The sequence below is a fragment of the Chitinophaga agrisoli genome, assembly GCF_008386695.1.
Lineage (GTDB): Bacteria > Bacteroidota > Bacteroidia > Chitinophagales > Chitinophagaceae > Chitinophaga > Chitinophaga agrisoli.
Genome location: NZ_VUOC01000004.1, coordinates 1,695,034 through 1,709,589 on the forward strand (window position 1 = coordinate 1,695,034; position 14,556 = coordinate 1,709,589).

Genomic DNA, 14,556 nt, shown 5'->3' on the forward strand with positions numbered 1-14,556 from the left:
AGACTCCCTGCCGTCAATGTCCTGCCGTTCCCGCTTCAAATAATTCCCGCTTCGTCAGGGCCAGCCGGGGTAATAAAGTCAATACAAACCCTAACCAACCTGCCTGGGGGGCATCTCCCTTGCTGTTACCCCACAAAAAAGCCGGGCATCTAACCCGGCTCTTATATATTAAATAGCTCTTTCCTTGCTCTCTCCTATAGCTCTCCTAGGGAGTAAAAGCGCACTTTACCTGGAGTAATAGCGCACCCACCCCGTAGTAATAGCGCACTTCTTGTTAGAAATCATGTCTCATTTGATTAATTCCCGGGCCGTGCAGCAACCCGGATTTGGAATATGCAACTTGTATCAAAACCATATGCTACCCGTATTAAAGGCGTTCACTACCCGTATTAAAAGCGTTCACCCCCCTATTAAAAGCGTTCATCCCGTAGTAAAATCCCACTTCCCGCTAGAAATCATAAAACTGTCGCGTTCGATTAATTCGCAGGTCACGCAGTAACCCGGATTTGGGACTGATAGTAATGCTGAACTGCCGGTAGGTACCAAACGGTATCAGGTTAATGGACATCTGCCAGCAGTGCAGATCCCTGGAAATATACATATTCGTATAGGCAATCTGCCGGTTAATGAAGTCAAAACCGCTGTTCAGGCCTATCTTCCATTTGGGCGTCAGGCTAAAATCGCCGTTAAAGTTCACGTACTGGTTAAAATTCACCACTACACCGCCGGAATCCGGTATGATAGATTTACTGTAAGTTAAGCTATAAGAAAGATCTATCCGCCAGGGAATATCAAAATCCACATATTCCCCCGGATTGTTCCGCACCATTTCCATTTGCCGTTGCTGCGCCTGGAAAGCCGCATCGTTGTTCTCCTGGTTGATCAGGTCATCCTTCTGCTGCTCCTTTTCCTTGCTTTTCTTATCGGCAGACTGGAAGGAGGTGCTCATCGTGATATTGGCATTCGTCAGCCGGCCCAGGCTTAACTGGCCGGATGAGAACACATATTTATCTAACCGGTGCCCCCGGTTGTCCACCACATAGGGGTCCAGGTTGCCGCTGGCAGATATATTCAGTTTGTCAAACAGGTTGGTACGCGCATAGATGCTGAAGGTCGAGAGCTTAAAGCTGTCCGCCATCAGGTTATAACTGCCGTTAATACCAAAACCGTCCAATAATTTAATCTTTTTCTCCTTTGCCGAAGAGGTGTCCTTTTTCGAGGCCACCTTCATTTCCAGGTTGTTATCCAACCCAAACGAGATCAGGCCCGCCTTCCCTTCGGACGGTACCCCCACGACCGATCCCTCATAATGTGACGCCCTGGTTACATCTGTAGAGTCAAAACCATACCGTACCGGGTAATAAGACTTCCCCGCCAGGTCCGGCTGGTAGCTTAAGCTCATGGTGGGCCGCATTACGTGGCGGATGGCCTTTATCTTGGAACCTTTCTTAAACGTATACATACCATATACCGCGGTAGACAGCGATACACTGGCGCTGGCCTGGCGGGCGGCAAAAAAGCCCGTTTGGTAAGTGGTATCCAGCCCGCCGAGGGTATCCGTAGCAGGGTTAAACTTCTTAGGATTCCATTTACGGGTCATACTGCGGGTGTACCAATATTCAGAATAGTTAATACCGGGAGACAGGGTGAACGTCCCTATCGGTATCGAAAAAGACACGGGCAGCGTGTGTTGCATACCGGTCTGTAACCGGTCCCACATTTCCTTTTTAAGGAACATGGTATCCTTGAAATTCACGCTGTTACGCAGCACCGTACTATAGGAAACCCCTATTTTCTGGTACCATTTGGGCGTGCCTACCAGCTCCTTGGGTTGAAAAGGATAGATGGTATTCACGTTAAATGAGGCGTCCGGGAAAGAGATGAACACGTCACGCTGCGCAAGCGTTTGCTGATGGTTCAGGCTCATGGTCAGATTATAGGGCTTGCCCTGCCAGGTCTTGGAGAAACTGATAGAAGACCCAATTGTATTATTTACCCTCGATGCGTAATCAAAAGTGTTAAATGTATTATAGGTAGAGGTACCAAAGTTCACGTTAGCGCCAAAATTCACCCCCGGACGGGCCTTACTGTCCATACTGTGGTTCCAGGTAACACGGAAGTCACGGGAGCGGGTAAACTCAGATTTCACCTCCGGGTCCCCAAAACGGGTGGTGGCAAAGCTCAGGTTTAAACCGCCGTTGTACTTGTAGCGCTTCCGGTAAGTGGGCGTGGCCGTCATGCTCCAGCTGCCGTAGGAGTATACGCTGCCCCGCATGGTCAGATCAAAATACTCCCCCAGGCCTACATAATATCCCCCGTTTTCCAGGCCTACCCCCTTCTGGGCGTTCACTACGTATTGCGGCGGCAATATGCCAGAGCGCTGACCCTGGGTAATGGGGAAGATGGCAAATGGTATAAATAAAGGTGTAGGTACCCCCTCTATTTCCAGGTTTGCCGGACCAGATATTACCAGTTTATCCGGTATTACCTTTATCTTACGGGCACGGAACTGGAAGTGGGGCGTATCCAGGTTACAGGTAGTATAACCGTTTTTGAAGCCAAAAATGGTATTATCCGCCTCCCTTTTGGTTTGCTCACTGTGCACATATCCTTCCCCATATTGTGAACGGGTATGGTAAATTTTCGCTCTTTGTGAATTAAAATTGTACCGGAGGGTGTCAGAATCAAAATTCGATTCCCCATCTTTCATCACCGGCCGGCCAAAGGGTTTGTTGCTGGTGTCCTGTGCAGTCGTGGCTTCCAGCACACCGGTGGCCTGGCTAAAGTTCATTCGCTCCGCCGTAAGGTCTACCGTCTTATATTTGGTATTAGCATTGCCATAGAGGTAAAACCGTTTATCCGGCACCATCAGTACTATGGAGTCCTTTGCCTTATAATCCACCTTGTCGTCCAGGCTGTCCTTGGAAAGCTTGGGTACATACAGGGTATCTATTATAGTGGTATCGGCAGTACGGGTACTGTCATTCAGCAAAGGCAGGGTGTCGGGCCGGGTAGTATCACGGGGCGTTACAGCACGTACGGGCAGCTTCTTTAGGGGGATGGTATCCTGGGGTAAAGGCACGGTGTCTGTGAAACTTTTGTTAAAATAACCGGATCTGTGTGGCCCTGCCCAGGCAAATGCATCTATAATAAAGAAAAATGCGAGAAATGTACCTGCCACGAACAGGTACTGTCTATAAAATTTTTTATAATTATTTTTGTAGTCAGGGCTCATTGTGTCAAGCGGGCACAAACCTACAAGATTTTGTACAAATTATTATCATTTGTAAAACGAAAATGAAGGAATGGCGTTACAAGGTTAACGCTAATTTTAAGAAATATTAACGATTCAATTAAATTACGGATAATCTATAACGATTTTGTAACGTTATAGTGTTAATCGCGGCCTTTGAACGATGATCGACCCATACAAAGTGGTCATATAATCAGATTCGTAATTCGTAATAGAACGTCCGTAATGTGAAGTGTAACTAACGCCCATTAAAACTAGAAACATGCGCTGGAACCGATTTTGGACCTTAGGAAGCGGAATGCTATTTATCTGTACCTTATTTATCCAGGCAACAGTAGATCCTGCTGCCGGCGACAAGAAGAAGAAACAAGATCCCCCACTCAGAACGATTGTCATTGATGCGGGGCACGGCGGCAACGACATTGGCGCCCGTGGCAGCTACTCCACAGAAAAAGAGGTGACCCTCGATGTCGCCCTCAAACTGGGAAGGATGCTGGAAGAGAATATGCCCGATGTAAAGGTGGTGTATACACGAAAAACAGACCGCTTTGATGATCCCCGCCGGAAAGCCGAAATAGCCAACGACGCCCGCGGCGATCTTTTTATCTCCATCCACTGTAACTCCGCCCCTAAAACCCGCCACGTAACCGGTTACAAGACCGTTTACCGGAAAAAGGGCAAACGTAAGGTCGCTGTTAAGCAACCCATCTACTCCTACTCTGCCAGCACCGCCCAGGGTACGGAAACCTATGTATGGGCCACCAGTAAGAACAACGCCAAGATGGAGTCCCTCAAGGCCAGCTCTGTAATGGTGCTTGACGCCAACTCAGAAGAAGCCAAAGAGGTGATGGACGCGGCAGATCCCGAAACGTTTATCATGCTCAATACCCTCCGGAATGCCTTTTTTGATCAGAGCCTCCGCCTCTCCACCATGGTAGAGGACGAGTTCACCAGAGTAGGCCGCATTAGCCGGGGCGCCCGCCAGCGTAATGAAAAAGGCATCTGGGTGCTGCAGGCTACCGCCATGCCTAGCGTGCTGGTTGAACTGGGCTTTATCAGCAATCCCGATGAGGAGGAATACCTGAACTCCGCCAACGGCCAGCAGGAAACTGCCCAGTGTATCTTCAAAGCCGTTAAACGCTACAAAGAAGACCTGGAACGCTTTGGTAATTACAGGCAGGAAGCTGCACCGGCCGCGCAGCCCGATGTGCCCCAGCCTACCATGCAACCGGTCATAGAAACTGGCTACCGCTATAAAAAAGGTACTGCTAATACACCCGCCACTGCATCCAGTACTATCATGTACCGGGTGCAGTTGCTGGTCAGCGATAAAAACTACTCCGCTAAAGCCCCCATCTTTAAAAAGCTGGGAGGCCCTCTGAAAGTGGAAACGGTCGTCGTCAAACGGAAGAAATTTATTAAATACCTGTGGGGGACCTTCCGGTCAGGGCCGGAAGCCACTACGGCGCTAAAGAAGGCCCAGAAGCTAGGATTTAAAGACGCATTTGTCGTCTCCTACAAAAACGGCCTTCGCCTCGATTCACAGATGTAGACCTCAGCGTAATAAACGCCCCAACGGTTTTCCCCTATCCTATCAAAAGACCCTAATACCTGACACTTACTGCTTTATAACGTATATCCGGATCTAAAAATGAATTTGGTCCCGGGATATGGAATTTAAATTACTTTTGCAGCAACGTATAAGTATCGAAATGCTAAAAGTATCTAATGAAACCAAGGTAGGCATTCTGACCGTCGTAGCTATTGTTCTGCTGGTCCTGGGCTTTAATCTGTTGAAAGGCAAAAGCCTTTTTGGCAACGATAAGACCATCTACGCAGTTTACAAACAGGTAAATGGTTTGCAACCCGCTAACTTTGTACAGGTAAATGGCCTCAAGGTAGGCAGTGTATCAGACCTGAATATAATGGATAACAATGCCGGCAGGATACTGGTAACGTTACGCCTCACCAAGGACGTAGAGATCCCCCGCAATTCCGTAGCCCGCATCACCGGCGATCTGCTGGGCACCAAAGCCGTACAGATCGACTTCGGTAACGCTAATGACTATCTGAGAAGCGGCGATACCATCTACGCCGCCGTAGATGGCTCTATAACAGACGCGCTTAAGGAACAGCTCAATCCCCTGGTAAAGAAACTGGAAACTACCCTCTCCGCCGTGGATTCTGTGCTGTTGACGGTAAACGCCGTGTTCGATACCACTACGGAAGGCAACCTGCGCACTGCAGTGGCCCACCTGGAAACCACCATGCGCAATTTCTCCGCCACCTCCGGCTCCCTGAACCATATGCTGGATCCTGACAAAGGCAATATCCAGGCTACCTTTAATAATCTGGCTGCCGTTACCGGCAACCTGAAGAATAATAACGAAAAGATCACTGGTATCCTCACCAACGCAGAAAAAGCCACCGGTTCCCTGGCAAACGGTCAGCTGGACTCGTCCCTCCGGAACCTGCAGCAAACAGTGGCTAACCTGAACCATATGACGGATAAGCTCAACAGTACCGATGGCTCACTGGGCCTGCTCATGAACGATAAAAAGGTGTATAACAACCTCCAAAGCTCACTGGGTAGCCTTAATAAGCTGCTGGAAGACTTAAAGGCAAACCCGAAACGGTATGTTCACTTCTCCCTGTTCGGAAGAAAAGATAAAATAAAGCCGATCCCTTCGGATACGGCTGCGGCTCAGGCTCAATGATGATTTAAGATGCAGCATTTAATACGATATGGCCTTATTCTCTTAGGCATTTACCTCCTGGGAATAATGCCGGCCATCGCGCAGCAAAAGACCGGCGACAGTAGCTCCGTGATCCACATCCTGCATGCAGACACGCTGAACAATATCACCCGCGACTCCGTGCAGCTGGCCCGCTTCATCGGCAATGCCTCCTTCCGGCAGGGTAATACCATCATCTCCTGCGATAGCGCCTTTAAAAACGGCCTTTCCAACCAGCTGGACGCCTACGGTCACGTACATATTAACCAGGCAGATAGCGTACAGGTTTATGGTGATTACCTCCATTACGAAGGCAATACCAAGATGGCTACCCTCAATGGTAATGCCCGCCTTACAGATGGGAAAGTCACCATTACCGGCCCGCAACTGGAATATGATATGAACGCCCGCATAGGCACCTACGAACAGGGCGGCCGCCTCGTAAACGGACAAAGCGTGCTGACCAGCCGCCAGGGCTACTACTACGCAGATACTAAAGACGTATATTTCAAATACGATGTATTGCTGGTAGATCCCTCCTACACCCTTACCACCGATACCCTTCTTTATAATACAGATACCAGGATAGCCACCATGGTGGCCCCTACTACCATCAACGATGGTAAAACAGTGATGTATACTACATCCGGCTACTATAATACAGAAACCGGTTATGGCAACTTTGCAGACCGCCCTACGATCGTAGACAGCGCCAGTACTATCACCGCAGACAATATCGAAACAGACAAAACCACCGGTTTCTCCTATGCCACCGGTAACATGGTGTACAGGGATACAGCACAGAAAATGTCCCTGCTTTCCAACTACGGTAAGGTGAACCAGGCCAATAAGACCATACTCGCTACCCAGCACCCCCTCCTCATCCTGGAAAGGGAAAAGGATACGCTGTATATGGTGGCAGATACCCTCTTTTCCGGTATCCTGGGCAAGGATACCATTCCCGCTGTTCCTGCTAAACGTACCGGCAAGGATAGCCTGAAGCTCAGGGATAGCACCACTATGATAAGAGGAAAGGACACCACAGGGTTTGCCCGCCGCATGCAGATGCGGGATAGCCTGCTCCGCATCGACTCCGTATCGGTAGAAAGGGACAGCGCGGGCATTAAGGTAAAGGTGGCGGTGGATAGCCTCCGCGCCGCGCTGATGAAAGATACTACGGCAAAAGCCCTTGCGGTCAAACCAGATAGCGCCGGGGCCAGGCTGCCCAAGGATACCATCCCCCCGGCAAAAACGCCCAGGGATACCATCAACATCGCAAAAACGCCAAAAGATACCGCCGCTGCTATTGCCAAAGCCGGGAAGGATACGATAAAGCTATCAAAGGACTCGCTGGCCGCTAAAAAGGCCCTTCCGGGAGATTCCCTGGCCCTGCGCCCCGCTGCAGATACCACAAAAAAGGATACCACAGAGAAACGTTACATCCTGGCCTACCATCATGTGCGCATCTTCTCAGACTCCTTACAGGGCGTGGCAGACAGTGTATACTACTCCTCCCGTGACTCCATATTCCGCTTCTTCCGCGATCCGGTTTTATGGGCGAATGATACACAGCTTGTTGGCGATACCATCTACCTCTATACAAAAAATCAGCAGGCAGATAAACTGGTGTTGCAGCCTAATGGCTTCATCGTCAACGAGGCAGAAAAAGGTAAACCGCTCTATAACCAGATCAAAGGCAATATCATTACCGGCTATTTTGCCGGCAGCGCATTGGATTGGATGCATGTGGACGGTAACGCGGAAAGCATTTACTACGTAAAGGATGATGAAGGCGGTTTTATCAGCGTAAACAAATCACTCAGCGCAATCATCAACATCCACTTTACCAACGGCGAGCTTAATAAAGTGGTATTCATAAAAGATCCGGAAGGCGTCATGTACCCCTTCACCAAACGGCCCAAGGACGAGATGCTGCTCGAGAACTTCAAATGGGATATAAAACGCCGGCCCAAAAGTAAGTACGAATTAATGGGTGGCGTTGGGACCACGAAATAATCCAAAACAGCTAATTAAGAATTAATAATTTAGGCGCCGTTGCTTTTTCGAACAAACGGCGCTTTTTTATTGTTCACCCTTCATGTTTAATTGTTGCACCAATGCTGAAACGACTGTTATCTCCTTTATACGAATTCCTGAAAGATAGCCGCGCGGTAGGCATCGTGTTGCTGGTATGTACCATTCTTTCATTAGTAGCAGCCAACTCACCATACCAGGCTGGTTATGCGCAGTTCTGGGAAACTGCCATCCACACCCCGGAGGGCTGGCATCTCCCCCATTCCCTCCTGCACTGGATCAATGATGGGTTGATGGTATTTTTCTTCTTCCTGGTAGGCATGGAGATAAAGCGGGAACTGACCGTTGGTGAGCTGTCCACTATCCGTAAATCCCTGTTGCCTGTATTAGCCGCCCTGGGTGGAATGTTATGTCCTGCCCTCATATTCGCCATCTTTAACGCAGGCACCCCGCATGCGCATGGCTGGGGTATCCCCATGGCCACAGATATTGCCTTTTCCCTGGGTATCCTTTCTTTGCTGGGCAAACGGGTACCGGTAACCTTAAAGATCTTCCTGATGGCGCTGGCTATTATAGATGACCTGGGCGCCATTCTGGCCATCGCCGTATTTTACACGGCTACCCTGCAGTTAATGTGGCTCCTGGCAGCCGCCGGCGTGATGGTAGCGCTGGTGCTGCTGAACCGCTTTAAAGTGCAGCGGCTTGTCCTTTATTTTATCCCCGGCCTGGTATTATGGTATTGCATTTACAACTCAGGTATCCATGCCACCGTTGCGGGCGTACTCGTAGCATTTTGTATACCTCTTACAAAGATTGCAGACCTTATTCATAACCTGCATGACCCGGTGAACTTTATAGTGATGCCCATCTTTGCCCTGGCTAATACAGCTATCGTATTTCCACCGGACCCGCTGCTGGCATTTACCAGTGATGTCAGCTACGGCATCCTCGCCGGCCTGGTGCTGGGCAAACCCCTGGGCATTTTCCTGTTCTCCTTCATAGCCGCTAAGTTAAAACTGGCCGCCCTGCCGCATCATACCACCTGGGCACAGCTATTGGGCGCCGGGTTGATAGCAGGCATCGGCTTCACCATGTCCATTTTCATCTCCACCCTCGCATATAAGGAACCGGAACTGCAGATCATCTCAAAGATGTCCGTTATAGCTGCGTCTCTGTTAGCCGGCATCGCAGGCTATATCTACCTGAAAATAGTGAGGCCGCGCTACCCATTAACCAGTAATTAAGCGTGGAAGCACCCAATAAATTATTCGTAAAGTATAATTTTAATATCTTGGCATCGTTATTGTGAAATATCCTTTACCGCCATGAACAAGGGAGTAATAACAGAATCTTTAAGGGACGAACAATTATACTGGAAAAGAAAAATGTACCGGCAGCTCATATTGCTTACCATCATCTTTACAGCAGGAATGTACCAACTTAAAGCACAAACAAAAGGCAATCCGCAGGTAGGCGTCCGTTTAGGTCAGCCCTTAGGCGCTACCGCCCGCTACTTCTTCAACGATGCCGATGCCGTAGAAGGCATTGCCGGCGTTTACAACGAAACTTTCACTGTCACCGGTTTATATGAACATCACTTCGATCTGTCGGCGCTTACGGTGCCCGGCTTCGCCTGGTATGTAGGCGGCGGCGCTCATATGGGCGTGCGTAAGTATGAAGGTAACACCAGGTTCATAGCCGGTTTTGATGGTATCATTGGCCTGGATTATACCTTTCAAAAGATACCGTTGAACCTTAGTCTCGATTGGAAGCCGGCGGTGCATTTTTCCACCCCTTCGGATCTGGCCTCCTTTGCAGTATCTGCCCGGTATATCATCAACAGGAAATAGATTGACAAAATAAAACCATATAAAACCGCCGGGAAGTAGCAATACAACCTGGTTAAACAAAAAACAAAAAAATACCAATGAAAAAAGCGGCATTAGTATTAGGCCTGGTGGCCATGCTGGCAGTGCAGGCAAATGCACAGAAATTAAGAGGGGGCGGAGCTCCTGCTAACTATGAAACCGCCATCGGTATCAGGATGAACCCCTGGCTGGTGGGCTTTACTATTAAGCATTTCATTTCCGGCCCCCACGCTATCGAAGGTCTGGCTTACACCAACTTCAATAACAGGGGCAACGTTACTTTTACAGGGCTGTACGAATACCACTGGAATGTATTTGGCAAGCCTGAATTCCTGATGTACGCAGGCGGTGGCGCCCACGTAGGCATTTATGACCGCCGCGATTATGATTATGACCGTTGGCTGCATGACAACAAGAACACCTATGTAACAGCCGGCCTGGATGGTATCATTGGCGTGGAATACACGTTCAAAAAGATCCCGCTAAGCGTGAGCGCTGACCTGAAGCCTTACTTTAACTTCTCCGGCGGCACCCACTTCTTAGGCGAAGAGATCGGTGGCGCATCTGCACGGTATACTTTCTAACCCATTATAATAGCCGCTGGTGCAAGCCGGCGACGAACCATTACTTTCTATGCCCCGGCCATTGGCCGGGGTTTTTTATTGATCAAAACTTTTCCTGTATTTTTATACACTGTCCATTTTGGCCTTATGAAGATTTTCACCGCCACCCAGATCCGTGAAGCAGACGCTTATACGATCCAGCATGAGCCCGTCAGCAGCCTCCAGTTAATGGAAAGGGCAGCCAATGCCTGCGCACAATGGCTATTCCGGCATTTTGAGGCGGATAGGCCCTTTTATATCTTCTGCGGCATGGGCAATAATGGGGGCGATGGCCTGGTCATTACCCGCCTGCTACACGATAAAGGGTATAACGCCACCGCATGTATCATACATCATAGCACCAAGGCCTCCCCGGACCATACCGCTAATCGCGAAGCCCTGGAACAGCAATACCCGCAAAGTATATACGATATTCACGCCCTGGCTGACTTTCCCACCTTACCGGCCGGCAGCATTGTCATAGACGCCCTGTTTGGAACAGGCCTGCGCAGCGCCGTAGAGGGCTGGATGGCAGGCCTCATACACCGTATTAACGACCTGCAGGCCCGTCACACGGTCATCGCCATAGACCTCCCCTCCGGCCTCCTGGCAGACGCCTCCTCCGCCCGTATGCCGGTGGTAAATGCCCATCATACCCTCAGCTTTGAAGTGTACAAACTGGCCTTTATGATGCCGGAGAACGCCGCCAGGGTAGGTCAGCTGCATATATTGCCCATCGGGCTGCACCCGGACTATATGGCCCGTACGCCCACGCGTTTCCATGTAACGGACGCCCATATGATGCGCACTATCTATCAGCCCCGCCAGCCCTTTGCGCATAAAGGCACCTATGGCCATGCCCTGCTGATAGCCGGCAGCTATGGCAAGATAGGCGCCGCCGTACTAAGCGCCAAAGCCTGCCTGCATAGCGGCGTAGGATTGCTGACCTGTTATGTACCACAATGCGGCTACCAGATCATGCAGATCAGCGCCCCCGCTGCCATGTGCATCACAGACCCGCAGGAAACCCATAGCAGCCATTTTCACGAAACGCAGCCCCATACGCCCGCCCTGCACCAGTTCAGGGCCATTGGTATAGGGCCCGGCCTGGGCACGGCTACGCCTACTGCAAAAGCCCTGGAGCTGCTGCTGGACCAGTACCGTCAACCCATGGTCATCGATGCGGATGCCCTTAATATCATCGCCGCCTACCCTTTCCTCCTGTCCCGGATCCCGCACGGGTCGGTGCTAACGCCCCATCCCAAGGAGTTCGAAAGGCTGTTTGGCAGTACGGAAAATGATTTTGCCCGGCTGGAGCTGCTCTCTGAGCAGGCCATCAACCTCCAGCTATACCTGTTGCTAAAAGGCCGCTTTACGGCCATTGCCTGCCCGGATGGGTCAGTGTACTTTAATTCCACCGGTAACCCCGGTATGGCTACCGGCGGCAGCGGAGACGTGCTCACCGGCATACTCACCGCCCTGCTGGCCCAGGGTTACGCCCCAAAAGCAGCCGTACTATTGGGCGCATACCTGCACGGGCTCGCAGGGGATATTGCCGCCGCCCGCATGTCGCAGGAGGCCATGACAGCAGAGAGTATTATTGATTGTTTGGGGCCCGCGTTCCTGCAACTTTAAGCCCGCAAAGCTGATATGATTACCGGCCCGACACCCGGAATCCGCTATGGATAAGGCCTGGCGCTATTATCCTTATTTCTGGATTCTCATTAGCAAAATAAGTTTGGAAACATTATTTTTGTCAACCTTGTATATTTTAAAATCGCTTATATGAGTATAGTGTACCTCGTTCCATGTTTTGGATTAATTGCTTTACTGTTCACTGCTATCCGAAGCGCCTGGGTTGTACGCCAGGACGCCGGCAACGAAAGGATGTCGGTAATCGCTAAACACATCGCAGAAGGAGCGATGGCATTCCTGAAAGCTGAATACAAAATCCTTACTTATTTCGTAATTATTGCTGCATTACTGCTGGGGTATATGGGTGCTTCCCATGAAAACTCTGACTGGACCATTGCCCTTGCTTTTATCATAGGCGCCGTGTTCTCCGCCACCGCCGGTTTTATCGGCATGCGTATAGCCACTAAAGCGAACGTACGTACCGCACAGGCAGCACGTAGCAGCCTGGCCAAAGCCCTGCAGGTATCCTTTACCGGTGGCTCCGTAATGGGTATGGGTGTTGCCGGCCTGGCCGTACTGGGCCTGGGCAGCCTCTTTATCCTGCTCAAGACCTATTTTGGCGCAGAAGCCCATACACCGGAAATGATCAAGACCATCGAAGTGCTTACCGGCTTTTCCCTGGGTGCTGAAAGCATCGCCCTGTTTGCCCGTGTAGGCGGCGGTATCTATACCAAAGCGGCCGATGTAGGCGCTGACCTGGTAGGTAAAGTGGAAGCAGGCATCCCGGAGGATGATCCGCGTAACCCCGCTACCATTGCAGACAACGTAGGCGATAACGTGGGCGACGTAGCCGGTATGGGCGCTGACCTTTTCGGCTCTTATGTGGCCACCGTGCTTGCTACCATGGTATTAGGCGCTGAAACAATGTCTACAGATAACTTTGGCGGCCAGGCCCCTATCCTGCTGCCGATGGTGATCGCAGGCATGGGCATCATCCTCTCTATGATCGGTACCCTCTTTGTACGTATCAGCGAAAGCTCCGTACATGGCACCAGCGTGGTGCAGAATGCACTTAACCTCGGTAACTGGGGCTCTATCGTACTTACCGCCATTGTTTCCTATTTCCTGGTACAATGGATCCTGCCCGATACCATGAACCTCCGTGGTCATGAGTTCACCAAAAATGGCGTATTTGGCGCTATCATGGTAGGCCTGGTAGTAGGTACCCTTATGAGCATCATCACAGAATATTATACGGCTATGGGCAAACGTCCCGTACGCTCTATCATACGCCAGTCCTCTACCGGCCACGCCACTAACATCATCGGCGGCCTGTCCGTAGGGATGGAATCCACCATGCTGCCCATCCTGGTGCTGGCTGGCGGTATCTATGGCTCCTTTGCCCTGGCTGGTTTATACGGTGTGGCCATTGCCGCCGCCGGTATGATGGCTACCACCGCCATGCAGCTGGCTATTGACGCCTTCGGCCCCATTGCGGATAACGCAGGCGGTATTGCCGAAATGAGCGAACTGCCCAAAGATGTACGCGAAAAAACAGATATCCTGGATGCTGTAGGTAACACCACAGCCGCTACCGGTAAAGGCTTTGCCATCGCATCTGCCGCTCTTACCGCCCTGGCCCTGTTTGCTGCCTTTGTAGGCGTTGCCCACATCAACAGCATCGATATTTATAAGGCAAACGTACTGGCCGGCCTGTTCGTAGGCGGTATGATCCCCTTCATCTTCTCCTCCCTGGCAATTGCCGCCGTAGGCCGCGCTGCTATGGCCATGGTAGAAGAGGTTCGCCGCCAGTTCCGCGAGATCCCCGGCATTATGGAAGGCAAGGCAGAACCGGAATATGAGAAATGCGTGGCCATCTCCACCAAAGCCTCTATCCGCGAAATGCTGCTGCCCGGCGCTATCGCCCTTATCATGCCCCTGCTGGTAGGCTTTATCTTTGGCCCCGAAGTATTGGGTGGTATGCTGGCTGGCGCTACCGTAAGCGGCGTACTGATGGGTATGTTCCAGAACAACGCCGGTGGCGCCTGGGATAACGCAAAGAAATCCTTCGAGAAAGGCGTAGAGATCAACGGCGAAACCTATTACAAGAAATCTGAGCCGCATAAAGCATCCGTAACCGGCGATACCGTAGGTGATCCGTTTAAAGATACTTCCGGTCCTTCTATGAACATCCTTATCAAACTGATGTCCATCGTTTCACTGGTAATTGCGCCCACGCTGGCACAGATCCATGGTACTGCGGATAATACTGCGGCTGCTAAGAAAGCCCCGGCTACAGAGCAGGTAACCAAAATGGAAAAGAAAGACAACACCCTGATCGTAAAGAAATAGTTCCGCTATATTAATTGGCTAAAATGCCCATGTACTGCATTAAAGGATACCGGACCTCCCGTCTATCCGTCAGCACA

At 50.7% G+C, this 14,556-nt stretch carries 9 protein-coding genes; 8 read left to right on the forward strand and 1 reads right to left on the reverse strand.

The genetic code is table 11. The features are described 5' to 3' along the window. Positions 1–448: 448 nt before the first annotated feature. Positions 449–3,181 (reverse strand): putative LPS assembly protein LptD, encoded by a 2,733-nt coding sequence (locus F0L74_RS25880; protein WP_149840802.1) that lies wholly within the window; start codon positions 3,179–3,181, stop codon positions 449–451. Positions 3,182–3,515: 334 nt separating this feature from the next. On the opposite strand from F0L74_RS25880, the gene F0L74_RS25885 reads away from it, so the two are divergent. From F0L74_RS25885 to F0L74_RS25920, 8 genes are all read left to right on the forward strand, one after another. After that, positions 3,516–4,805 (forward strand): N-acetylmuramoyl-L-alanine amidase family protein, encoded by a 1,290-nt coding sequence (locus F0L74_RS25885; RefSeq protein WP_149840803.1) that lies wholly within the window; start codon positions 3,516–3,518, stop codon positions 4,803–4,805. Positions 4,806–4,965: 160 nt separating this feature from the next. Continuing rightward, positions 4,966–5,970, forward strand: a complete 1,005-nt coding sequence (locus F0L74_RS25890; RefSeq protein ID WP_188316163.1) for an MlaD family protein — start codon at positions 4,966–4,968, stop codon at positions 5,968–5,970. Positions 5,971–5,979: 9 nt separating this feature from the next. Further along, positions 5,980–8,004: an OstA-like protein gene (locus tag F0L74_RS25895; protein ID WP_149840805.1), complete on the forward strand. Its 2,025-nt coding sequence runs from the start codon at positions 5,980–5,982 to the stop codon at positions 8,002–8,004. Positions 8,005–8,105: 101 nt separating this feature from the next. Further along, the gene (nhaA, locus tag F0L74_RS25900; protein WP_149840806.1) at positions 8,106–9,266 is read left to right on the forward strand and encodes a Na+/H+ antiporter NhaA; all 1,161 of its coding nucleotides are present in this window, start codon (positions 8,106–8,108) and stop codon (positions 9,264–9,266) included. A gap of 81 nt (positions 9,267–9,347) precedes the next feature. Next, positions 9,348–9,872 carry a hypothetical protein gene (locus F0L74_RS25905; RefSeq protein ID WP_149840807.1) on the forward strand — a complete coding sequence of 175 codons (525 nt, stop codon included), beginning with the start codon at positions 9,348–9,350 and terminating at the stop codon, positions 9,870–9,872. A gap of 77 nt (positions 9,873–9,949) precedes the next feature. Next, entirely contained in the window at positions 9,950–10,474 is a 525-nt protein-coding gene (locus tag F0L74_RS25910) for a hypothetical protein (RefSeq protein WP_149840808.1), read from the forward strand. Between the two features lie 126 nt (positions 10,475–10,600). Further along, positions 10,601–12,127: an NAD(P)H-hydrate dehydratase gene (locus F0L74_RS25915; protein ID WP_149840809.1), complete on the forward strand. Its 1,527-nt coding sequence runs from the start codon at positions 10,601–10,603 to the stop codon at positions 12,125–12,127. 150 nt (positions 12,128–12,277) lie between these two features. Continuing rightward, positions 12,278–14,479, forward strand: a complete 2,202-nt coding sequence (locus F0L74_RS25920; RefSeq protein WP_149840810.1) for a sodium-translocating pyrophosphatase — start codon at positions 12,278–12,280, stop codon at positions 14,477–14,479. The last annotated feature ends 77 nt before the right edge of the window (positions 14,480–14,556 follow it).